The 22349-nt window shown below is 73.3% G+C and carries 20 protein-coding genes, 1 pseudogene and 1 riboswitch; of the genes and pseudogenes, 15 read left to right on the top strand and 6 right to left on the bottom strand.

The genetic code is table 11. From position 1 onward, the window contains the following. The first annotated feature begins 41 nt into the window (after nt 1-41). The 3 genes from ACZ42A_RS05725 (at nt 42) to ACZ42A_RS05715 (ending at nt 4205) form a co-directional block, all read left to right on the top strand. Complete coding sequence (locus ACZ42A_RS05725; RefSeq protein WP_468525850.1) at nt 42-743, top strand: ABC transporter ATP-binding protein; 702 nt, start codon at nt 42-44, stop codon at nt 741-743. 282 nt (nt 744-1025) lie between these two features. Further along, nucleotides 1026-1730 carry an outer membrane protein assembly factor BamB family protein gene (locus ACZ42A_RS05720; RefSeq protein WP_468525849.1) on the top strand — a complete coding sequence of 235 codons (705 nt, stop codon included), beginning with the start codon at nt 1026-1028 and terminating at the stop codon, nt 1728-1730. Between the two features lie 36 nt (nt 1731-1766). After that, nucleotides 1767-4205 carry a WD40/YVTN/BNR-like repeat-containing protein gene (locus ACZ42A_RS05715; protein ID WP_468525848.1) on the top strand — a complete coding sequence of 813 codons (2439 nt, stop codon included), beginning with the start codon at nt 1767-1769 and terminating at the stop codon, nt 4203-4205. A 99-nt stretch (nt 4206-4304) separates the two neighbouring features. Here the strand turns inward: ACZ42A_RS05715 and ACZ42A_RS05710 are convergent, their stop codons facing one another. From ACZ42A_RS05710 to ACZ42A_RS05690, 5 genes are all read right to left on the bottom strand, one after another. Next, a complete protein-coding gene (locus ACZ42A_RS05710; protein WP_468525847.1) occupies nt 4305-5159 on the bottom strand; it encodes an energy-coupling factor ABC transporter ATP-binding protein in 855 nt (284 codons plus the stop codon). Next, nucleotides 5156-5917, bottom strand: coding sequence for a cobalt ECF transporter T component CbiQ (cbiQ, locus tag ACZ42A_RS05705; protein ID WP_468525846.1), 762 nt, complete (start codon nt 5915-5917; stop codon nt 5156-5158). Before cbiQ ends, ACZ42A_RS05710 begins: the two co-directional genes overlap by 4 nt. Nucleotides 5918-5923: 6 nt before the next feature. After that, complete coding sequence (locus tag ACZ42A_RS05700; RefSeq protein ID WP_468525845.1) at nt 5924-6295, bottom strand: energy-coupling factor ABC transporter substrate-binding protein; 372 nt, start codon at nt 6293-6295, stop codon at nt 5924-5926. Beyond that, nucleotides 6295-7002, bottom strand: coding sequence for an energy-coupling factor ABC transporter permease (locus tag ACZ42A_RS05695; protein ID WP_468525844.1), 708 nt, complete (start codon nt 7000-7002; stop codon nt 6295-6297). Before ACZ42A_RS05695 ends, ACZ42A_RS05700 begins: the two co-directional genes overlap by 1 nt. Before the next feature lie 31 nt (nt 7003-7033). Then, nucleotides 7034-7218, bottom strand: a riboswitch (cobalamin riboswitch). Between the two features lie 124 nt (nt 7219-7342). Further along, on the bottom strand, nt 7343-8458 hold the full coding sequence (locus ACZ42A_RS05690; RefSeq protein WP_468525843.1) for a LacI family DNA-binding transcriptional regulator: 1116 nt from the start codon (nt 8456-8458) through the stop codon (nt 7343-7345). 134 nt (nt 8459-8592) lie between these two features. On the opposite strand from ACZ42A_RS05690, the pseudogene ACZ42A_RS05685 reads away from it, so the two are divergent. Both ACZ42A_RS05685 and ACZ42A_RS05680 read left to right on the top strand, forming a co-directional pair. Next, nucleotides 8593-9132: pseudogene (locus tag ACZ42A_RS05685) on the top strand (alpha/beta fold hydrolase); the annotation flags it as partial. Beyond that, on the top strand, nt 9125-9364 hold the full coding sequence (locus tag ACZ42A_RS05680) for an alpha/beta fold hydrolase (protein WP_468525842.1): 240 nt from the start codon (nt 9125-9127) through the stop codon (nt 9362-9364). The pseudogene ACZ42A_RS05685 and the gene ACZ42A_RS05680, both read left to right, overlap by 8 nt. Here ACZ42A_RS05680 and ACZ42A_RS05675 read toward each other — a convergent pair. After that, nucleotides 9349-10446 carry a glycerophosphodiester phosphodiesterase family protein gene (locus tag ACZ42A_RS05675; RefSeq protein WP_468525841.1) on the bottom strand — a complete coding sequence of 366 codons (1098 nt, stop codon included), beginning with the start codon at nt 10444-10446 and terminating at the stop codon, nt 9349-9351. The two genes, ACZ42A_RS05680 and ACZ42A_RS05675, sit on opposite strands and share 16 nt — an antisense overlap. Nucleotides 10447-10618: 172 nt before the next feature. On the opposite strand from ACZ42A_RS05675, the gene ACZ42A_RS05670 reads away from it, so the two are divergent. From ACZ42A_RS05670 to ACZ42A_RS05625, 10 genes are all read left to right on the top strand, one after another. Continuing rightward, nucleotides 10619-11320, top strand: a complete 702-nt coding sequence (locus ACZ42A_RS05670; RefSeq protein WP_468525840.1) for a nucleotidyltransferase domain-containing protein — start codon at nt 10619-10621, stop codon at nt 11318-11320. Between the two features lie 434 nt (nt 11321-11754). Continuing rightward, entirely contained in the window at nt 11755-13815 is a 2061-nt protein-coding gene (gene fusA / locus ACZ42A_RS05665; RefSeq protein WP_468525839.1) for an elongation factor G, read from the top strand. A gap of 699 nt (nt 13816-14514) precedes the next feature. Then, nucleotides 14515-15471 carry an RNase A-like domain-containing protein gene (locus tag ACZ42A_RS05660; RefSeq protein ID WP_468525838.1) on the top strand — a complete coding sequence of 319 codons (957 nt, stop codon included), beginning with the start codon at nt 14515-14517 and terminating at the stop codon, nt 15469-15471. 27 nt (nt 15472-15498) lie between these two features. Beyond that, nucleotides 15499-16065, top strand: a complete 567-nt coding sequence (locus ACZ42A_RS05655; protein ID WP_468525837.1) for a hypothetical protein — start codon at nt 15499-15501, stop codon at nt 16063-16065. A gap of 59 nt (nt 16066-16124) precedes the next feature. Further along, nucleotides 16125-16424 (top strand): RNase A-like domain-containing protein, encoded by a 300-nt coding sequence (locus tag ACZ42A_RS05650; protein WP_468525836.1) that lies wholly within the window; start codon nt 16125-16127, stop codon nt 16422-16424. 13 nt (nt 16425-16437) lie between these two features. Next, nucleotides 16438-17094: a contact-dependent growth inhibition system immunity protein gene (locus ACZ42A_RS05645; RefSeq protein WP_468525835.1), complete on the top strand. Its 657-nt coding sequence runs from the start codon at nt 16438-16440 to the stop codon at nt 17092-17094. Nucleotides 17095-17275: 181 nt separating this feature from the next. Then, nucleotides 17276-17752 (top strand): GNAT family N-acetyltransferase, encoded by a 477-nt coding sequence (locus ACZ42A_RS05640; RefSeq protein ID WP_468526144.1) that lies wholly within the window; start codon nt 17276-17278, stop codon nt 17750-17752. A gap of 4 nt (nt 17753-17756) precedes the next feature. Then, nucleotides 17757-19265 carry an ABC transporter substrate-binding protein gene (locus ACZ42A_RS05635; protein ID WP_468525834.1) on the top strand — a complete coding sequence of 503 codons (1509 nt, stop codon included), beginning with the start codon at nt 17757-17759 and terminating at the stop codon, nt 19263-19265. 3 nt (nt 19266-19268) lie between these two features. After that, the gene (locus ACZ42A_RS05630) at nt 19269-21107 is read left to right on the top strand and encodes an ABC transporter permease subunit (protein ID WP_468525833.1); all 1839 of its coding nucleotides are present in this window, start codon (nt 19269-19271) and stop codon (nt 21105-21107) included. After that, a complete protein-coding gene (locus tag ACZ42A_RS05625) occupies nt 21104-22339 on the top strand; it encodes an MDR family MFS transporter (RefSeq protein ID WP_468525832.1) in 1236 nt (411 codons plus the stop codon). The genes ACZ42A_RS05630 and ACZ42A_RS05625 overlap by 4 nt, the downstream gene beginning before the upstream one ends. Nucleotides 22340-22349 lie beyond the last annotated feature (10 nt).

Here is a 22349-nt window from a genome sequence, read left to right as displayed (position 1 = left end):
CCCGGTCCCCTGCCCTCACCCGTACGTTCCCGAGGACCTCCGTGCTTGAACTGCGCGCCATCACCGCCGGATACGACCGCCGGGCCCCCGTCGTCCGGGACGTCTCCCTGACCGTCGCTCCCGGCGAGGCCGTCGGCCTGCTCGGCCCCAGCGGCTGCGGCAAGTCCACCCTCGCCCGGGTCGCTGCCCTGCTGCACCGCCCCGACGCGGGCACCGTCGTCCTCGACGGCACCCCCGTGCGGCGGTGGCGGCACCGCGCGCCCCGCGAACAGCGCACCGCCTTCGGCGTCGTCTTCCAGCAGCCGCGGCTCTCCGCCGACCCCCGGCTGACCCTCGCCGACCTGATCGCCGAGCCGCTGCGCGCCACCGGCCGGCGCGCGGAGGCATCCGAACGGGTCGCCGAACTCGCCGCCACCGTCGGCCTGACCGCGGACCTGCCGGCCCGGCGCCCCCACGAGGTCAGCGACGGCCAGCTGCAACGCGCCTGCCTCGCCCGCGCCCTGGTGCTGCGGCCGCGCCTGCTGGTGTGCGACGAGATGACGGCGATGCTCGACGCCTCCACCACCGCCGCCCTGGTCGCGGTCGTCGAGGACTACCGCGCCGCCACCGGCGCGGGCCTGCTGGCCGTCGGCCACGACCACACCCTGCTGCGCCGCTGGTGCGACCGCACGGTCCACTGGGACGATCTGCGCGCGCACGACGCCCCGGCGGAGCCGGTGGGAGCGGGGCACGCGCCCGCCTGAAAACCGTCGGGGCGTCCTCTGCCGGACATCGGCGCATCCTCCCGCCGGATATCGGGGCATCCTCCCGCCGGACAAGGACGTCCTCGCCACGGACCGGTGAGAGGCGGCCCGGCCGCGAGATGCGGGGACCTCCCCGGGGGCGCACCCTGGAAAGGGAGGAGACCCGCGCGGCCCGGCGACGGCGGGCGGTGGAGGTCTCACGTCTCATGTCTCCCGTGGGGACACCATGTTCCAGAACTTCACGCCTCCGGCGGCGCGGCCAGAAGGCCGGGGCGGCCGGCGGTGACCAGGGTCTTCCCGCGCGGCGTGGTCGACGCACCGGGGCAGCGAGCCGTGGTGCACGACCACGAGGGCACGCTGACCGCGCTGGACCCGAGGACCGGGCGGGTGGCCTGGCGCGCCGGGCACCGGCTGCGGCCCTGCGCCCTCGTCGGCGGCACGGTCGTGGCGGTCCGGATCGACCCGCCGGGCGAGCCGGGCGTACCGCTCGTCGTCGTCCTGCTCGACGCGGACGACGGCGCCGAGCGGTGGACCTCGGCGCCCGTTCCGCTGCCGCCGTGGGCACGTCCGGCCCTGGACGACACCCACGAGTTCGCGCTCACCGCCGACAACGGCGACGACCACGTCCTGCTGCGCTGGACCGCGCATGCGGCCTACCGGGGCGGGGCCGCGCCCGGCCCCGAGCAACTCGCGGCGGCACGGCAGGAGGCGAACGGCGCGATCCGCGTCGACCTGACCGGCCGCCCCGCCGCGACACCGCTGCCCGAGCCGCCCCCCGTCCTCACGTTCGCCGAGACGTTCGCCGAGCGGGCCGCCCCGACCGTCCGGGTCGGCGACCTCACCATCGAGCTCGCCGTGCGCCCCGGCCCGGCCTCCGGCACCGACGTCGTGGCGCTGCGCGGCGTGGACCCCCACACGGACGTCCCCGTGTGGGAGGTGGTCCTGGACGAGACACTCCCGCGCCGCGCCCCGCGGCTCCCTCCCTGACCGTACGTACGCCCCACCAGCCCCGAGGACGACACCATGCCCATCTCCGACGAAGACCTGGCCCAGGCCAAGCACATCAGCGTCGAACAGGTCGCTCTCCTCCGGGAGTCCCGGGGCTGCACCAACGAGACGCTGGAACAGCTGCCCGAGTCGTCGGTGCGCCAGGCGCTGCTCCGCCTGGAGTACCCGGACCTGCCCACCGCCCGCGGCATGTTCCGGCTGGCCCAGGAACGCGGCGACGACGGTCAGGTGCCCGCCAACGCCCTCGGCGGCGCGCTGGAGCAGATGTGGGCCTCGTTCCAGCTCGGTCACCCGGCCCCGGTCACCGCCGGTGTGCCGACGGGCCCGGCCGAGGCGGAGGGCAGAGGACCCTCGCCCACGGCCGGCATGTCGCTGACCGCCTGGCAGTGGCTCGGCCCCGGCAACATCGGCGGACGCACCCGAGGCCTGGTGATCGACCCGGACCGGCCGGAGCGCATCTGGGCCGCGAGCGCCGGCGGCGGCGTCTGGCACACCGAGGACGGCGGCGGGGAATGGCAGCCCGTCGACGACTTCCTCGGCAACCTGGCCTGCGCCTGCATCGCGCAGGATCCCGCCCACCCGTCCACCCTCTACGTCGGCACCGGCGAGGGCTTCTCCAACGGCGACGCGCTGCGCGGCAACGGCCTGTTCGCCACCACCGACACCGTCACCTGGACGCCCGTCCTCGCCACCCAGACCCCCGACTTCCGCTTCGTCAGCAGGATCGCCGTGTCCGCCACCGGCGAGGTGCTGCTGGTCGCCACGAACAGCGGCGTGTTCCGCTGCGCCGACCCGGGACGCCTCACCTGGACCCCGGTGCTCACAGGCGTCGCCGTCGCGGACGTCAAGTTCGACCCGACCGACGACAGCCGGGCCGTCGCCGGCTCCATGCGGGACGGCGAGGCGTGGTTCAGCCGCGACGCAGGCCTCACCTGGGTGGCGGCGGACCGCGGCCCGTGGTCGGGCCGGGTGGAACTGGCCTACGCGGCCGCCGACCCGGACGTCGTCTACGCGTCCGTCCAGATGACCAGCGGCCAGATCTGGCGGTCGACGGACGGCGGCGAGACCTACGAGCCCCGCAAGACCCGGAACCCGGTGGGCAGCGTCGCCACCTACCTCTGCAAACAAGGCTGGTACGACAACACGATCTGGGCCGGCGACCCCACCGACGCGGACCTGGTACTCGTCGGCGGCATCAACCTGTGGCGCAGCACCGACGGCGGCGACAGCCTCGCCGAGATCAGCACCTGGTGGGCGAACGGCTCGGCCCACGCCGACCAGCACGCCATCGTCTCCCACCCCGGCTACGACGGGGAGACCAACCGCACCGTCTTCTTCGGCAACGACGGCGGGGTCTTCAAGGCCGACGACCTGTCCGCCGTGGGCACCGAAGCCGGACCGCCGTTCGTGAACGGCTGGACGGAACTGGTCAACAACTACGGCACCACCCAGTTCTACGGCGCCGCCGGCGATCCCCGCAGCGGGAAGATCATCGGCGGCACGCAGGACAACGGCACCCTGGTCTTCGACCCCGCGCGGGGCACCGAGGACTGGCGGGAGTTCTCTGGCGGCGACGGCGGCTGGTGCGCCGTCGACCGGGACGACGGACAGGTCTTCTACGGCGAGTACGTGTTCCTGAACATCCACCGCAACACCGACGGCGGCGCCACCAACGACACCAACGGCGACCGCTACATCAGCGGGCTGTTCTTCAACCCGGCGCTGCAGGACTGGGACTGGAAGCCCGTGCCCTTCCGCATCCCGGACGCCAAGAACGAGCAGGCCGAGTTCATCGCCCCCTTCGTGATGGACCCGAACAACTCGCAGCGGCTGCTGGCGGGCGGCCTGTCCCTGTGGGTCACGGACGACGCCAAGACGCCCAACACGCGCAGCACCGGCCCGAAGTGGCGGGCGATCAAGGGCAACGCGGGCTCGTTGATCACCGCCCTCGCGGTGTCCCCGCGCGACTCCGACGTCATCTGGGTGGGCCACGAGGACGGCATGGTCTTCCGCACCACCGAGGGCACGAACACCACCCCCGCCTGGGACCGGGTCGGTGTGACCGGCGCCCTGCCACTGGCACCGCGCCGCTACTGCACCTCCCTCACCGCGCATCCCGACGACACGGACACCGTGTACGCGGCGTTCGGCGGATTCGAACCGGACAACCTGTGGGTGACCACGGACGGCGGCATCGAGTGGACCGACCTGGCGACCGCCCTGCCCGCGGTACCCATACGGGCCCTCACCCTGCATCCACGGCGCCCGCAGTTCCTCTACTGCGGCACCGAGATCGGCCTGTTCGCCAGCGAGGACGAGGGCGTCACCTGGTCGCCGACGAACGAGGGACCGACCAACTGCTCCGTCGACGACCTGTTCTGGATGGACGAGCAGCTGGTCTGCGTCACCCACGGCCGGGGCATGTTCCGCATCGATCTCTCCGGCGCGGTGTGACCGCTTCTGTCCGGCATGGTGTGACCGCCTTGGCGCGGCGCCCGTTTCAGCGGCGGCGGGCTGGCCGGCTGCCGCCGCCGTCCGTCACCGTCCGTCCCCTCAGCCGTCGGCCGGTGTGCGCGCCGCGGCCAGCGCCGCCAGCGCCTCCGCGGTGCGCGGCCCGTCGGCCGGGTCGGGCAGCAGGCCCTGCGCGTGCAGCAGCCGGGCCGCCGCCACGCCCCACGGCAGGCGCAGCCCCGCCTGCTCCAGCAGGTCCGTACGGGCGAGCAGTTCGGGGGCCGGGCCGGTGCGCACGCCGACCGGGGTGAGCAGGGCCGCGTCGTCGGCCCAGCGCAGGGCGAGGTCCACGTCGTGGGTGGCCATCACCACCGTCGTGCCGCTCGCGCGCAGCCCGTCGAGGGTGGCCAGGAGCCGTTCCTGGCCGTCCGGGTCGAGCCCGGCGGTCGGCTCGTCGAGGATCAGCACCCGGGGCTGCATCGCCACCGCGCCCGCGATCGCGGTCCGCTTGCGCTGCCCGTACGACAGCAGATGGGTGGGCCGGTCGGCCAGCGCGGTGATGTCCAGGGCGGCCAGCGCCTCGGCGACCCGAGCCCGTACCTCCGGCTCCGGCAGCCCCAGGTTCAGCGGCCCGAACGACACGTCCTGCGCGACGGACGCGGCGAACAGCTGGTCGTCCGGGTCCTGCACCACCAGCTGCACGGTCGTCCGCAGCCGGGTCAGCCCCTTGCGGTCGTAGCGCACCGCGGTGCCCTCGACCGCCAACTCGCCCTCGCGCGGCCGCAGTCCACCGCTGAGCAGCCGCATCAGCGTGGTCTTGCCGCTGCCGTTGCGGCCGAGCAGCGCCAGCGCCCGGCCCGCGCGGACCTCGAAGTCGAGCCCGCTGAGCACGGCCGGGCCGTCCTCGTACGCGAAGGACGCGCCCCGCAGGGCGACCAGGACAGCGGCCTCGCTCATGTCAGGGTGCCTTTCCCGTACGAATCCAGTGCGAAGGTGAGCGCGGCCAGCGCCGCCAGCAGGGCGCAGCTCGCGGCCGTGAAGCGGACGGAGACGCGGGCCTCGGGGACCAGGACGCGCAGGGTGCCGTCGTAGCCGCGCCCGGCGAGCCCGGCCTGCAGCCGCGTCGCCCGGTCGAAGGCCCGGACGAACGCGGTGGCGCCGAGCCCGGCCAGCGAACGCCAGGTCGCGGCCCGCGTGGTGTGGCCGAGCCGGGCGGCCTGCGCGTCCCGGATCAGCCGCACCGAGTCCAGCAGCAGAAAGCTCATCCGATACGTCACCAGCGCGACGTCCACGACCGGCGCGGGCACCCCGGCCCGCACCAGCCGGGGCAGCAGGTCGGACATGGGCGTGGTGAAGGCGAACAGCAGCACCCCGAGCGAGGCGGCCGAGGTACGCAGCAGCAGCTCCCCGGCCCGCACCGGGCCGCCGGGGGCGAGTGCGAGGAATCCCCCGGGTCCGCCCACCTGGACCAGCAGCGTGGCCGCGCCGGTCACGCAGAACCCGAGCGGCACCCGGTACGCCCGCCACAGCCGGCGCCCGGGCACACCCGCCGGGCCGAGCAGCACGACCAGCGCGGCGGACAGCACCAGGGCCGCGCCCGGCCAGGGCGGCAGGGAGATCGCGAGCACCGTCAGGCCGAGTCCGAGCACGGCCTTGTCCACCGGGTGACGGCGGCGCCAGCGGCTGCCGTGCGCCGCCGCGTCGATCGGCAGCACGCGCGCTCAGACCCCGGACTCGCGCTCGGCGCCCGCGGCGGCGTCCTGCGGCGCCAGGGTCTCCCGCCGGGCCAGGGCGCGCTGTTCGCCCTGCCGCCGGCCGCGCCGCAGACCGAAGTAGTAGGCCAGGACACCCGCGCCGATCGCCGCCTGGACGGCGAACAGCGCCGACTCGATCTCCCCGGACGGCGGCTCGTACAGCGGCGAGAACCACGGCTCGTAGTCCGGGTCGATCTCGGTGATCGCCGTCTCCGCCTGGGCGTCGGCGCCCGTGAACGGCTCCTTCTCGTCGTCGCCGAGGCCGAGTGCCAGCGGCAGTACGGCGAGCGCGACCACGACGAGCAGCAGCAGAACGTTGATCTTCGTGTTCCGGCTCATCACGCCACCGCCTCGGTCCCGGCCGGCTTCGTCTCGGCCCGCTTGCCGGCCACCAGCACGCCCAGCCGGGTCAGTTCGCCCTTGCTCGACTGCACCAGCAGCCGCATGACCAGTACCGTCAGCAGGCCCTCGCTCACCGCGAGCGGGATCTGGGTGATGGCGAAGATGGAGCCGAACTTGCCGAGCGCGCCCAGGAATCCGCTGCCCGGGTCGGGGAAGGCGAGCGCCAGCTGGACGCTGGTGACGCAGTAGGTGGACAGGTCGGCGACGAACGCGCCGAAGAACACCGCGACCATGAGCGGCACCTCGTACCGCCGCAGCAGCTTGTACACGGCGTATCCGGCCCACGGCCCGACGATCGCCATCGAGAAGACGTTGGCGCCGAGCGTGGTCAGCCCGCCGTGGGCGAGCAGCAGCGCCTGGAAGAGCAGCGTGATGGTGCCGAGCACCGCCATGGCGGGCGGCCGGAACAGGATCGCGCCCAGACCGGTGCCGGTGGGGTGCGAGCAGCTGCCGGTGACCGAGGGCAGTTTGAGCGCGGACAGGACGAAGGTGAAGGCTCCGGAGGCGCCGAGCAGCAGCGTGCTCTCGGGATGCTCACGGACCTCACGGGTCAGGGATCGGACGCCGTGGACGACGAAGGGCGCGGACGCGACGCCCCAGGCGACCGCGTGCGCCGGAGGCAGAAAACCCTCGGCAATGTGCATGGCTCGAACAGACCCTCTCCAGCACCTCGTGGATGGTTGACGCGCCTTGGCCGGTCTCCTGGCTGACGGGTACCACCGCCCGAACTCCGCCTTCCCGGGTCCCGAAGGACCCAGTGGCTGCCCGTGAGGGCCGGAGCCGGACTTCCCGATCACAGTGGCGAGGGCCGCACCGGCATCACACCGGATTTCCCGTTCACCAAGGCGTGGTGACAGTAATGCCCGGCTCGGGGTGGTGACAAGCGCACCCAGGGGGCGCCCGGCGGCACCGCCCGGTCACCGGCGCACGCCCCTCGTGGGACCCGACGGCCAATCGCCCCGAAGGGACTGGGGCGTCCACCCGTCACCGCGGCGGCGCCACCGACCGCCGGACCACGAACTGCGTGCTCAACACCACATGGTCGTCCCCCGGAAGCCGCTCCTCCCGGTCCAGGGCCAACCGGACCGCGGTACGGCCCAGCTCCTCGTACGGCACCCGCACGGTGGTCAGCGCCGGGGTCAGATCGGCGGCGAAGGGCACGTCGTCGAAGCCCACCACCGACACGTCCCCCGGCACGTCCAGACCGGCCTCGCGCAGCGCGGCCAGCGCGCCCAGCGCCACCATGTCGGTGCCGGCGAGGACGGCGGTGAAGTCCCGCCCGGCGCGCAACGCGTCCCGGGTGCGCAGATATCCGGACGTGCGGGTGTACGTGCCGGGGACGTCGGACTCCTCCTCGTACGGCACACCGTGCGCGCGCAGCGCGTCCCGGAAACCGGCCGCCCGCTGCCGGGCCGTGCTGTGCCCGCGCTCCCCGCCGAGGAAGAGGATCCGCCGGTGCCCGGCGGCCAGCAGATGCGAGGCGGCCTGGAAGGCCCCGCCCCGGTTGTCGTACTCCACGACCGTGGCCGGCACCCCGGCGGGCAGCGGCGGGCGTCCGACCAGCACCAGCCGGGACCCGGCGGCGTCCAGCGCGGTGGCGTACCCGGCCATCCGCCGGTGGTAGGCGTCGTCCGTCACGGCACCGCCGACCAGCACGACCGCCGCCGCGTGCTGCTCGCGCATCAGCTGCACGAGATCGTCCTCGCGGGACACGTCACCGTGCGTCGCGCACACCAGGCTGAGCCGGCCGCGCGCGGTCGCCTCCTGCTCCACGCCCGCCGCGACATGGGCGAGCGAGGGACCGGTGATGTCCTGGATGACCAGCGCGATCGGCCCGGCGACGCCGCCGGACAGCGCCTTGGCGTGCACGTTCACCACGTAGCGCAGGGACTCCACCGCGGCCATCACCCGGGCGCGCGTCGCCTCGGACACCGGATAGTTCCCGGCCAGCGTGCGGGAAACGGTTGCCACCGACACGCCCGCCTCGCGCGCGACGTCGCGGATCGTGCTGGGGCCGCCCCCGCGGGACCCGGCCCGTTTCCGCCCGCCCCGCGGGCCTGCCGGGCTGGTCCGCCGGGTGTCCTGTCCGTTCTCCGTCACGGCTCGACGGTACTGCACGGGGTTGTCGCGAGTGCCAGGCGTAGGCCACGGCTTTGCGGGAAACGGTTACTCCGCCAGCCGCCAGCCGCCAGCCGCCAGCCGCCAGCCGCCAGTCACCTACCGAGGGACCGTCCGTGCCCCGTGCCCGTCTCTTCCACACGACCCTCGGCCCGGCCGACGCCCCGCCGGTGCTCCTGGTACACGGCTGGGGCGGCGACGGCCGCGAGTGGTCGGCGCACGCCGAGGCGCTGGCCGGCCGGGACCTGCGGGTGGTCGTTCCCGACCTGCGCGGCCACGGGCGCTCCGAGGTGCCGGAGCACGGGAACACCCCGGCGGAGATGGCCGAGGACCTGGCCGCGCTGCTCCGCCGCCTCGGAACCGGGCCCGTGGTCGCGGTCGGGCACTCGATGGGCGGGCAGGTGGTCAACCTGCTCGCCGTACGCCACCCCGACGCCGTACGGTCCGTCGTCGCGCTGGACCCGGCGCACGGGGCGCACGGTGCCGAGGTGGAGGCGATCCCGGCCCGGCTCGCCGCGTACCGGGAACGCGGAGCGCGCGCCGCCGCCGAGTTCGTCGCCGGGGCCTTCTCGGCCACCGCCCCGCCCGGCCTGCGCACGGCCCACCTGCGCACCATGCTCGGCACGCCCGACCACGTCGTCGCACGGCATGTACACCGACCCCGGCGCGGTCGGCGTACGCCCGCACAGCGAGGCGTGTCTACGGCGCCGGCCTCAGCCCGCGCTCACCGTGTGGACGTCGGCCGAGGCCGCCGCGTGGGAGCGCGGCACCCTGCGGGTGCCCGGCTCACGGGTCGAACACTGGCCGGACAGCGGCCACTATCTGCACGAGGAGCACCCGGTGCGCACCGTCCGGCTCGTCGAGGAGTGGTGTCAGTCCCGCGGATAGTACGGCTTCGGCAGCCGCATGCCCCGCTCGGCCATCAACGCCCGTACCCGGTCAGGGTAGTTGGTGATGACGCCGTCCACGCCCAGGTCCATCAGCGCGGCCACCGTCGCCGGGTCGTCGCAGGTCCAGGGGATCACCTTCAGCCCGCGCGCATGGGCCTCGGAGATCATCGTGCGGTCGGGATAGAAGCGGAAGCCCGGGTCGCCGATCTTCCCGTTCTGCGGGAAGCCGTAGTTGGGGGAGAGGGCCCGGACGCCGGGGACGGTGGCGGCGGCCTTCACGAAGTCGCCGCCGTAGTCGTCGGCGTCGATCCCGCCCAGCCACGGGGAGGCGCCGGGCTTGCCGATCTGGAGGAAGTCGTGGTTGGTGAGGGCGACCAGCGGCCAGTCGGGGGCGAGCCGGTGCATCGCCTTCAGCGCGCCCCAGTCGAAGGACTGGATCGTGACCTGCTCCTCGATGCCCGAGGCGTGGATCTCCTCGTACACCCGCCGCACGAACAGCTCACGCGGCGCGGTCTGCTCGGGCGCGCCCGCCTCGACCTTCGTCTCGACGTTGAGGGTGACCTGCCGGGCCTTGTACCGCTTGACGAGGTCCAGCACGTCCCGCAGCTCCACCATCCGGGCGCCCGCGATCCGCTCCTGCTCGGGGTGGCCGGGCAGCTGCTGATAGCCGCAGTCCATCGTCCTGATCTGGGACAGCGTCAGGTCCTTGATGTACTTGCCGACGTACGGATACTGCGGATCGTCCGGCGTCACCGGTGCCGTGTCCCGGCACTTCTGGGCGCTGACCCGCCGGTCGTGGGTGACGATGACCTTGCGGTCCCTGGTGACCTGGGTGTCCAGCTCCAGCGTCGAGACCCCGAGGCGCAGCGCCTTGGCGAACCCCTCCAGGGTGCTCTCGGTCGTCATGCCGAGGCCGCCGCGGTGGGCCTGGAGGTCGAAGTGGGTCTTCTGCGGGAGCACGTCGGGGCCGGGACGCGTGGTCGCCTGGGCGGTCGCGGGGAGGGCGAGGGCGGGTACCAGGGCGAGGGCGGGTACCAAGGCCAGGGCGGCGAGGAAGTTTCCGGCGGTTCTGGCGGACATCGGGACCTCACTCGTTCGTCGAAGGGTCGCCCTGGGACGCTAGTGCGGTTCTGGACGTGCCAGAAGGGCGGGGACGTGAGACGGCCGTGAACGCTCGGCGAACCCACGGGAGAAGATGGAGGGGGTGGAAAAGCGAATGAGGGATTCGGGGGAGCGCTGCATCATGACGCGGATGACCGTGAACAACATCCTGCTGTCCGGCATCGTCGGCTCGACCGCGTACGGACTCGCCCACGAGGACTCCGACGTTGACCGGCTCGGCGTGTTCGCGGCACCCACAGAGTCCCTGCACGGACTGCACGCGCCGAAGGAGTCCCATGTCTCCACGGCGCCGGACCGCACCCTGCACGAGGCCGCGAAGTGGTGCCGGCTCGCCCTGGGCGGCAACCCGACCGTGACGGAACTCGTCTGGCTGCCCGACGAGTTGTACGAGGTGCGCACCTCGCTCGGCGACGAACTGATCGACATCCGCACCACCCTGCTGAGCGCCCGCCGGGTACGGGACGCCTACCTCGGCTACGCCACCCAGCAGTTCAGGAAGCTGCAGAACCGTATCGTCGCCGATGAGGCCGGGGGAACGCCCAGCCGCAGGCGGTCCGCCAAGCACGCCCGCCATCTCAAGCGGCTGTGCCGTCAGGGCTACGAGCTGTACACCACCGGCCGGCTCACCATCCAGGTCGAAGACCCCGAGAGCTACCACCGCTTCGGCGAGGAGGTCGCCGCCGACCCGTCCGCCGCGCTGCCGCTGCTGCGTCACTACGAGTCCGCCTTCGACCGGACGCGCAGTGTCCTGCCGGAACAGCCGGACGAGAGCGCGGCGGAGGCGTGGCTGCGCCGTGTGCGGGCGCACTTCTACGCGCCTGAGGCGGCGTAGGCGCAACGAGAAAACCCGGTGCTGCGGGCCGGCCCGCTTTCCTACACTCGCCGAGTGATCGCGCACCGCCCACAAGACGGCGGTGCGCCGCCGTGTGCGGCGTCGTCAGGCGTCGTCAGGCGTCGTCAGTCGAGTGAGGGGAGCCGGGCCGTGCGTGACCGCACCGCTGTCGTCGTTCCCCGCTCCCGCTACGAGGTGATCCTGGTGTCCACGGCCGTCCGGTGCCCGCTGCGCGGCCGGCACCGGATGCCGTGACGAGGCGACGTATGTCGTATGCGGTGCTGGCGTATGCAGTAGTGCCGTAGGCGGTCTGCCGTCTGCGGTCTGCCATATGCCGTATGGCGTGGACGGACCGTCCGTCCCCACCCCCACCCTGGCCTTCGTCCGGTCAATCGCGCTGCCCTGCTCCCAGCACACACGAAAGGCCACGGGCCGTGCGCACGAACGTCACCACCCTCACCACCATCCGCAATCTGGGCATCCTCGCCCACGTCGACGCGGGCAAGACCACCGTCACCGAGCGGATCCTGTATGCCACCGGCACCACGCACAAGCGCGGTGAGGTGCACGACGGCACCACCGTCACCGACTTCGACCCGCAGGAGCGCGACCGCGGCATCACCATCTTCGCGGCGGCGGTCAGCTGCGACTGGGACGGTCACCGCATCAACCTGATCGACACCCCGGGCCATGTCGACTTCGCCGACGAGGTGGAGCGGTCGCTGCGCGTACTCGACGGCGCGGTCGCGGTGTTCGACGCCGTCGCGGGCGTCGAGCCGCAGAGCGAGTCGGTGTGGCGGCAGGCGGACCGGCACGGCGTGCCCAGGATCGCCTTCGTCAACAAGCTGGACCGCGCGGGCGCCGATCTCGACACGGCCGTCGCGTCGATCCGGGACCGGCTGCACCCGGCACCGCTGGTCGTCCAGCTGCCGATCGGGGCGGAGGACGGCTTCCGGGGCGTGGTGGACCTGGTGCGCATGCGGGCGCTGACCTGGGAGGACGCCGGCGAATCGATGGTGGAGGGGACGGTGCCGGAGGAGCTGCGGGAGGAGGCGCGGCGGCGTCGGCGGATGCTGGAGGAGGCGGTGGCCGAACTGCATACGGGAGCCCTGGAGGAATTCTGTATGCGGTCGGCCGTATCCTCTGCGACCCTCGTCGACGCACTGCGCGAACTCACGCACAGCGGTGAGGGTGTGGTCGTGCTGTGCGGCTCGGCCTACCGGGACCGCGGCATCGAGCCGCTGCTGGACGCCGTGGTGGCGTATCTGCCGTCGCCGGTGGACGTGCCGCCGGTACGCGGGGCAGGCGCAGGGGGCGACGAGGACCAGGAGGCCACCGAACGCCCCGCCGACCCCCAAGCCCCCTTCGCCGCCCTCGCCTTCAAGGTGAACGCCACCCCCACCGGCCGCCTCACCTACCTCCGCGTCTACTCCGGCACGATCGAGAAGGGAGACACCGTATGGGACGCGAACGCCCGCCGTGCCGAGCGCGTCGGCCGGATCCTGCGCGTGCAGGCGGACCGGCACGCCCAGCTGGAGCGCGCGGCCGCCGGCGACATCGTGGCCGTCGTCGGGCTGAAGTCCGCGCGCGCCGGTACGACACTGTGCGACCAGGACGCCCCGATCGTCCTCGAACCGCCCAGCGTCGCCGACCCCGTGGTCTCCGTCGCGGTCGAGGCGCGCCGTTCCGGTGACACCGACCGGCTGGCGACCGCGCTGGCCCGGCTCGCCGAGGAGGATCCGTCCCTGGTGGTGCGGACCGATCCGGAGACCGGGCAGACGGTGCTGTCCGGCATGGGCGAACTGCACCTGGAGGTCGCGGTGGAGAAGATCCGCCGCGCCCACGGCCTGGACGTCGGCGTCGGCCGGCCCCGGGTCGCCCACCGGGAGACGGTGGCACGCGGCGTCTCCGGCCACGTCCACCGGCACGTCAAACAGGACGGCGGGGCGGGCCAGTTCGCCCACGTCGTCCTGGACGTCGAGCCCCTGCACCCGGAACCGGGCGGCACCGGGTTCGCCTTCGGTTCGACGGTGGTCGGCGGACGGGTGCCGCAGGAGTACGTCCGGGCGGTCGAGGCGGGCTGCCGGGACGCGCTGGCCGAGGGCCCGCTCGGCGGTCACCCGGTGACCGGACTGCGGGTGACGCTGACCGACGGGTCGACCCATGTGAAGGACTCCTCGGAGATGGCCTTCCGCACCGCGGGCCGCGCGGCCCTGCTCGGCGCCCTGCGCGCCTCGGCGATGGTGCTGCTGGAACCGGTCGCCGAGGTCACGGTGACTGTGCCCGAGGACGCCGTGGGCGGAGTCCTCGGCGATCTCGCCGCGCGGCGCGGCCGGGTGACCGGCTCGGCCGTACGTGCGGGCGCGGCGGTCGTCACCGCCACCGTGCCGCTGGCCGAACTCTTCGGCTACGCGACCCGGTTGCGCGGCCGCACCCAGGGCCGGGGCACGTTCACGGCCCGTCCCACCGGGTACGCGCCGGCGCCGGCACGATAGCGACGCCCCGCGAAGCGCCGGGCCCCTCCGTGGGGAGGGGCCCGGCGCTTCGGGCAGGCGACCCGTCGGCAGGTCACGGATACGTCACCACCAACGACGGCAGGCTCGACGTGCTCCACGTCGGGGCCCCAACGTCGTTGACGACATGCGCGTACTGCCCAAAAGACCAGGACGTCGGGCGGAAGGCCGCCCCCCGCCGGGGAGGGCTTGGAGCGGGGACCGGCCGTCACCTGGACCAGCTCCGGCTGCGCCAGGTTGTCGCCGATACGGCTGGCCTGAACGGTGGCGAGCGCGTTCATCGGGTACAGCAGCACGGCCTTCACCCCGAGCCGGCCCAGCGCATTCTGGCGTCGACAGCGGTCGAGCACGGAGATCAGGAACGACTCGGTCGTGCCCGACCCGGTACCGGCCCTCACGAGAGTCGGCCCGGGCGGCCCCTTGTACGTGCTCAGCGCTTCCAGGCCCTCGCCGAAGGCGCCCGCCCGCCGACTGCCCTCTGGGCCCGCCGCCGGGCGCCGGCCTCCGGAAAACGCGAGGTTAGGATGACTGCGCATACGCGATTAGAGCCACAGCGAGTGGTACGACGCGATGCGCCAGTTCTGTAGTTCGCTGTGGGGGACGACGGCATGGGGCAAGAGCCGCGAGAACTACGAGTGGAAGCACGACAGCTCCTCCTCGCAGACCTCCACCCACCCCGTGATGACCGTGCTGTTCGACACGGCTCAGAAGGTCAGCGATCTCCTCTACGAATTCGCTGAGGCGGCCGTCTACGTCAACGGCGAGGTATGGGACGTCTACGTCGAGGCCATACGCGACGCGGTTCCCAAGATCGAGGTCGACCTCAAGGACGGCGTCGGCATGGACGACGTCAAAGGTCTCCTCAAAGGCGTGGTCAAGGGTGTTGCCAAGGGCGCCGGCCAGTTGGGCCAGGGCATCGTCCTGAACCTGGACACCGCCAAGTTGAACTCAATCGTCACCACATACAACCGACGGGTCGACGCACTCGTTCCGCAACTTGACGCGCTCATGGGACCTTTGGACGAGGCCTATCGGAGCGCTCCGAAGTTCGAAGCGCAGGAGGCGCGCGCCCAAGGCTTCGGCATGCGGGCCCTGGAGGAGTTCAAGGACTCGCAGGTCTGGCTGAAGGTCGACTCGACCGGCAAATACGACCTCAACCTCGCCGCGAACGAGTACATGGAGAACGGCCACACCCTGGACAAGCACGTCGGCAAGACGGACGAGCAGCTCGCGCAGCGTCTGCGCGATCAGCAGGTGAACGGGCCGACGCAGACCTGGCCGTACGGCAAGCCGAAGCCCGGTGCCTCTTCGGCCTTCCCGAACTACCAGCGGGCGGAGGAACTGACCGAGTACAACCTCAACCAGAACAAGGCCGCCATCGAGGCGTGGACCAAGGGGCCGCCACCGCCGGGGGAGGGACAGGTCAAGGACTTTCACTCGACCGCGCCGAACGGCGAGACCAGCGGCCGCAGTGTGTTCAAGCAGCCGGTGGACGTGAACGACCCGCTCTCCGGGTACAGGCAGGGCGGCATGAACGCCAAGGCGTACGACGTAACCGGCATCGACACGCGGATCCGATACGACAGCAGCCGCACCCCGCCGTTCACCGTCATGACGTCGATGCCGTCCAAGTCCTAGCGACCCGTAGAGAAAGGCCAGCAGCACATGTCCGTCGACCAGACCTCCTGGGAAGCCGCAGTACGTCACCTGTTCGAAGACGCGTATCCGTTCGACGCCACGGGTCCGCGGCGCCACGAGGACTGGGTCCTCGACGTGCTCGCGCTGATGGCCCGGGCCGTCCCCGATCCCCGGGGCTGGACTGGTCTCGACGACCCGGCTCAGGCCCCGGAGCGCGAGGGGCGCCCCACGTACCCGTTCGCTGTCCACCCTCCGGAGTACATCGCGCAGCGTCTCACCGAGATCGACCGGGCCAGCGCCGAGAACCTGCTGCTGGCCCTCACGGACGACTGCTGCACCCTGTCCAACCTGAAGCGCTTCATGGAGAGCGAGGAGGAATTGCGGGCGATGGCACGCACGATCCTCGCGCGGTACGGGGACGAGGCCACCTATCACACCAACGTCAGCAGGCCCGGCCCTGTGCCCGGCACACTCGACTTCACGACGTCGCACTGGGGGTACAACCCGCTGAGCGACGTCTACTCCGAGGACTGCGGCCTGATCGTCGTCTCCGACACCGAGGTGGGCATGTTCTGGAACTTCTCCGACTACTGATCCGGCTTCCGGTCTGCGCAAGCGCAGCTCCTGACCAGGTGATTTGAGAGGATGCCCCCGTGCTGACCCGTTCCGCCTCCTACCCCGACCGGGAGACCGCCCACTGGGCCACCCAGCAGGTGGTGACCGCCAACGAGCAGGTCATCCACCGCTGGCTCGCCCAGGGCACCCGGGCCCGTCTCACCGTCGAGGCCGCCTGGCCGTCCCGCGAGGAGCCTGTGGGCCGGGTGCAACTGCAGGGCGACCTGCTGGCCGGGCGGGGGCCCGTCGACGTCCGCGCGGCGCGCGTGGTGCTGCGCCGCGAGCCGTCGAGCCCGCACGGCTTCGTCGTCCACACGACCGTCCCGTTCTACCTGTAGGGGCTGCCCGCACATGTCCATGAAGCCTCTCGAACACGACCGCCGGTACGGCGAGCTGGACCAGGTGATGCGCGCGTACCTGGGCCAGCCGGCCGACGACACCCCGGAGCGGCGCAGCCGTGCGCTGGAGGCTTACCTCCGTCACACCTGGCACACCCGCCCCTGGGCCATCGCGGAGGCGGAGCGCCAGCTGCGCGAGTACAGCCGTAACCCGCCGGGCCGCATCCGGCAGAGGCTGGGCGAGTTCTACGCGATCCCGGACACCGGGATGGTCGAATCGGAGATCGGCGACTGGCTGAGGGTGCTGGCCGACCACCTGCGGAAGAGCATCGAGGAAGGCGACGTCCCGGTACCGTCGCCCCCGCAGACGCACTGGGAATGGCACGCGCGCTTCCCGGAGACCGCTCAACTGCTCGGCGGCTGGTTCTCGCAGGACATCGTCGACGAGTTCCCAGATCACGACGCCGCGATCGCCGACTACGCCGCGACGACCGACCCTCACTTGGTCGCGCGCCTCGTGGGCGAACTCCACGAGCTGCTCGCCCTCCCCCTGGACGAGGGGGACTACGCCTTGGCAGCCGCCGAACTCGGTATGGAGGTCGGCCCGCCCGAGCCGTTCGCCCACGGCGCCTGGTTCCTGTCGCTGGCCACGACGCTGTCCAGCACCTGATCCGGCCCTGAGGCCGCCCTCGACGACAGCCGTCGGCGACTCTCGTCACCGCTGCCGGAGGTGCTGAGCCGGGGGTAGTTGATCAAGTGAACTTCTTAATGCATATGATGTGCAAGTGCAACGCAGTGACTACAGCATCAGGACGGCACGGCCGGAGGACCTCGACGGCGCCCGGGCGGTGATGCTCGACACCGTCTACCGCGACTTCGGCACCGGATACGTGCCCCGCTGGCACGGAGACATCATCGATCCGGCCGCCGCCTACCTGACCCCCGACCGCCACACCCTGCTGGTGGCGGTCGACCCGGAGGACGGGAGCGTGGTCGCCACCGCCGCCCTGGACGCCCGTGGTCCCGCGCATCCGCCGAACCCGCGCGAGGTCGCCGAGCGCTTCCCGTCGGGGACGACCGCGCAGCTGCGCCGGGTGTACGTGCGCCCCGAGCACCGCAGGCGCGGGCTCGCCCGGCGGCTCGTCGCGGAGCTGCTCGCGTTCGCCGAGGCCGACGGCGGCTACCGCTCCGTCTATCTGCACACGGATCCGTCGGTACCGGGCGCGGAGGGCTTCTGGCGCTCGCTCGGCAAGGTCGTGCGCGACGAGCGCGAGGACGCCGGTGGCGGGCAGGGGATCATCCACTTCGAGATACCGATGGGGCGGTAGTCCGATGCGCTTGTCCACCTCCTCCCGCGGGGGCCGACTGTTCGCCGGGCTCCTGACCGCCCCGCTGCTCACCGGCTGCTTCGCCTCCGCCGATGGCGGGGGCGGCGACGCCGGCGGCAGGGACGGGTCCCGGCTGCGCGTCGCGCTCGCCTTCCCGCCCGCCGAGAACCTCTCCCCGTACGGCGCCGACGCCACCCTCCTCAGCCGCCTCGGCGTCACCGAGGGCCTGACCGCGCTGGACGCCAACGGTGCCGCCGCCCCCGCGCTCGCCGCCTCCTGGCAGCGCGAGAACGACCGCACCTGGGTGTTCACCCTGCGCGAGGCCCGCTTCCAGGACGGCACAGACGTCACCCCGGCCGCCGTCGCCGCCTCCCTCACCCACGCGACCGAGGCCAGGCCCGCCCCCGCGGCGCTCTCCGGCGTCACCCTCACCGCCAAGGCCGACGGCAGCCGGGACGTACGGATCACCACCCGTGAGCCTGACCCCGTCCTGCCGCTGCGGCTCGCCAGTCCCAGTCTCGCCGTCCTGGCCACCAAGGCGTATGTCGCGAAGGACCGCGTCGATCCAGTCGGCACCGCCACCGGTCCCTTCGAGCTCACCCAGGTCAACGGCAGCAGCTCGGCCACCCTCGCCCGCTTCGACGACTACTGGGGCGGCCGGGCCCAGGCCTCCGGCATCGACGCCCGGTTCATCGCCGACGGCACCGCCCGCGCCGCCGCCCTGCGCACCGGGCAGGTCGACGTCGCCGAGGCGATCCCCGTCGCCCAGGCCGCCTCCCTCGACGACGACACCCGCCGTGAGACCGCGACCACCCGGACCACGAGCCTGCTGCTCAACACCGACTCCGGCCCGTTCAAGGACCCGAAGCTGCGGGCCGCCGCCCGCACCGCCGTCGACGCCGCCGCGCTCGCCGACGGGGTGTACGAAGGGCACGCCGACCCGGGCGTCGGCATCTACGGGCCCGCCGTCACCTGGGCGGAGGGCAAGCGCGAGCGGCCTGCCGGGCGCGCGAAGGCCGCCGACCCCAAGGGGGCCTCCCTCACCCTCGCCACCTACGACAACCGGCCCGAACTGCCCGAGGTCGCCCAGGTCCTGAAGCAGCAGCTGGAGAAGGCCGGGTTCGCGGTGAAGCTGGAGGTCCGCGAGTACTCGCGGCTGGAGAGCGACGCCCTGGCCGGGAAGTTCGACGCCTTCGTCGGCGCCCGCAACAGCCTCCTCGACACCGGCGACCCGGTCGCCGTCCTCGCCTCCGACTACACCTGCGACGGCGGCTACAACCTGGCCCTGCTGTGCGACAAGGCCGTCGACCGGGCCGTCGAGAAGGCGGCATCCATCGCCGACCCCGCCGAGCGGCAGGACGCCGTGATGGCCGCCGAAGCGCGGATCCTCGGCACCGACGCCGTCGTCCCACTGGTCCACCAGCGCGTCATCACCGGCGTCGGCAAGGGCCTCAGCGGTGTGCTCCTCGACCCGTACGAGCGCACCCTCGTCGGCACCGGGACGCGGCGCTGACCCATGCCGCACCACGCAAGGGCCCGGGCGGTCGCGCTGCTCTGGCGCGCCGCCCTCGCCGCCGCCCTGGTCTGCGCCATCGGCCTGCTGCCCTGGCTGGCCCGCACCGACCCCGCGCTCACCGTCCTCAAGGCCCGCTCCGCCGACCGCGACCCGACCCCCGAGGTGCTGGCCGGCATCCGAGCACAACTCGGTCTCGACGCCGGGCCGCCGCATCTGCTCGGGCAGTGGCTCGGCGGGCTGCCGCGCGGCGACGCCGGACGGTCCTGGATCTCGGGCGACCCGGTCACCCCGGCCGTGCTCCAGGCGCTCGGCGTGTCCCTGCTGCTGACGGCGGTGGCGCTGCTCGTCGCCGTCTGCACCGCCGCGCTGGTGTGCGCCCGCACCCTGTGGCTCGGCAGCCGGCGACGGCTCGGCGGGCGACGGCCCGGCGGCACCGCCTCGGCCATGCTCGCCGCCCTCCCCGAGTTCCTGACCGCGTCCGTGCTCGCCACCGTCGTCGGCGTCCAGCTCGGCTGGCTGCCCGCCCTCGGCTGGTACGGCCCGCAGTACACGCTGCTGCCCGCCCTCGCCCTCGGTCTGCCCGCCGGGGCCGTGCTCGGGCGGCTCCTCGACGATCTGCTGCCCGGCGCCTTCGCCGAACCCTGGGCACTGGCCGCCGCCGCCCGCGGCCTGCCCGGCCGGAGCGTCGCCCGGCAGGCCCTGCGCCGCTGCGTGCCCGCGCTGCTGCCGAACGCCGGGCTGTTCGTCGTCGGCCTGACCGGCGGCGCCGTCGCCGTCGAGCAGATCTTCGACATCCCCGGCCTCGGCCGTACGACCCTCCAGGCCGCCCTCGCCCAGGACCTGCCCGTCCTCCAGGCGGGCACCCTCGCCCTGCTGCTCCTCGCCGCGGTCGCGACCGGGCTCGCGCATATCGCCGTCCGTATGCTGGCGGGCCCCGCGCTGCGCGACGACGCGCTGCCGACACTCCACGGTCGACCGTCGACCGGTCCACGGCCGACCGTCCACCGGATCCTGCCTTTTGTATACGGCGGACTGCTCACCGTCGTCATCGCCGTCGGCCTGCCCCGCGACCCCCTCGCCCTGGATACCGCCGACCGTCTACAAGCCCCGTCCCGGACCCACCCCCTCGGCACCGACGCCCTCGGCCGCGATCTGCTCGCCCGGATCGCCCACGGCGCCCTCGACACCCTGCTGCTCGCCCTCGGCCTCAGCGCCGCCGCCCTGCTCGTCGGCGTGCTCCTCGGGCTGCTGCCCCGGCTGTCCGGACCGCTCGTCGACACCGTCAACGCCGTGCCGCCCGTCCTCGCCGCGCTCCTCGTCACCGCCGTCGCCGGCCGCGGGCCGGCCACCCCCGCGCTCGCCGTCGGCGCCGTCGCCTGGGCGCCCCTGGCCGCGCACACCTCCGCCCTGCTGCTCCAGGAACGCGCCGCCCTGCACATCACCGCCACCCGCGCCCTGGGCGCCGGCCGCTGGTACCTGCTGCGCCATGAACTGCTGCCCGCCGTGCTGCCGCCCGTCGTCCGGCACGCCCTGCTCCGGCTGCCCGCCCTCGCCCTGGCCCTCGCCTCCCTCGCCTTCCTCGGCCTCGGCGCCCAGCCACCGTCCCCCGAGTGGGGCCTGCTGCTCGCCGAGAACCAGCCCTACGCCGAACGCGCCCCCTGGGCCGTCCTCGCCCCCGCCGCCGTCCTCGCCCTGCTCGGCGCGCTCGCGGTGACCGCGGCGGGCGGCGAGCCGGGCGGCCGACGGCGAGCGGACCGCCGTACCCCTGAGCCTGAGAACGACGAACACCCCTCGCCCGTCAAGGAGTTGGCGACGGCCGGAGCGGAGCAACCCCGATGACGACCATGTCCCTCCGCGGTCCGCGGCGCGCCCCGGAAGGCCGCGCCCCGCTGTCCCCGCTCCTGCGGCTGCTGATCCTCACCCAGCTCGCCTTCAACATCGGCTTCTTCGCCGTCCTGCCCTTCCTCGCCGAGCACCTGGGACAGGCCATCGGCATGGCGGGCTGGCTGGTCGGACTGGTGCTCGGGCTGCGGACCTTCAGCCAGCAGGGGCTGTTCGTGGTGGGCGGGGCGCTCGCCGACCGGTACGGCGTCCGGCCGGTCGTCCTCGCGGGCTGCGTGCTGCGCATCGCCGGTTTCGCCTGGCTCGGACACGCCCAGGCCACCTGGGCGGTGATCGGCGCCGTCCTGCTGATCGGCTTCGCGGCCGCGCTGTTCTCGCCCGCCGTCGAGTCCGAGGTGGCCCGGCAGGCGGTGCTGTGGGAGGAGGCGGGCAACGGATCGCGCACCCGGGTGCTCGCGCTGTTCACCGTGGCCGGGCAGGCGGGCGCGTTCGTCGGACCGCTGCTCGGCGCGCTGCTGCTCGCGGTGGACTTCCGCACCGCGTGCCTCGCCGGAGCGGGCGTCTTCGTGCTCGTCCTCGCGGGCCACGCGTGGCTGCTCCCGCAGCACATCCCGGGACGGAAACGGACCACCCTGCGCGGCGGGACCGGCGCGCTGCTGCGCAACCGCCGCTTCCTGGCGCTGTGCTGCGCCTACGGCGCCTACCTCCTCGCCTACAACCAGCTCTACCTCGCCCTGCCCGACGAGGTGGAGCGCGCGGCCGGCTCCCAGGCGCCGCTGGCCTGGCTGTTCGCCCTGTCCTCGCTCCTCGTGGTGACCGCGCAGCTGCCCGTGACCCGCTGGGTGGGGGACCGGCTCGCCCTGCGCCGCTCCATGGCCGCCGGGCTGCTGCTCATCGCCGCCGGGTTCGCGCTCGTCGCGGCGGCCCGGCCCGCCGGCTGGACCGGCACCGCCGGACTGCTGCCCGCGGCCGGGTTCGTCGTCCTGCTCACCCTCGGCCAGATGCTCGTCGCCCCCGCCGCCCGCGCCTGGGTCCCCGACCTCGCCGAGGACGGCCGCCTCGGTCTCTACACCGGCGCGCTCTCCTCGGTCTCCGGCCTGATCGTGCTGGTCGGCAGCGCGGCCACGGGGACGCTGCTGGACGCGGGGTTGCCGGTGGCGGTGCCGTGGCTGGTGCTGGCGGCCGTACCGGCGGTGGCGGTGGCGCTGCTGCCGCGACGGGCCGCATGAGATCCGCCGA

The sequence above is a fragment of the Streptomyces sp. NPDC030838 genome (assembly GCF_055572035.1).
This window is presented reverse-complemented; position numbering and strand designations above follow the sequence as displayed.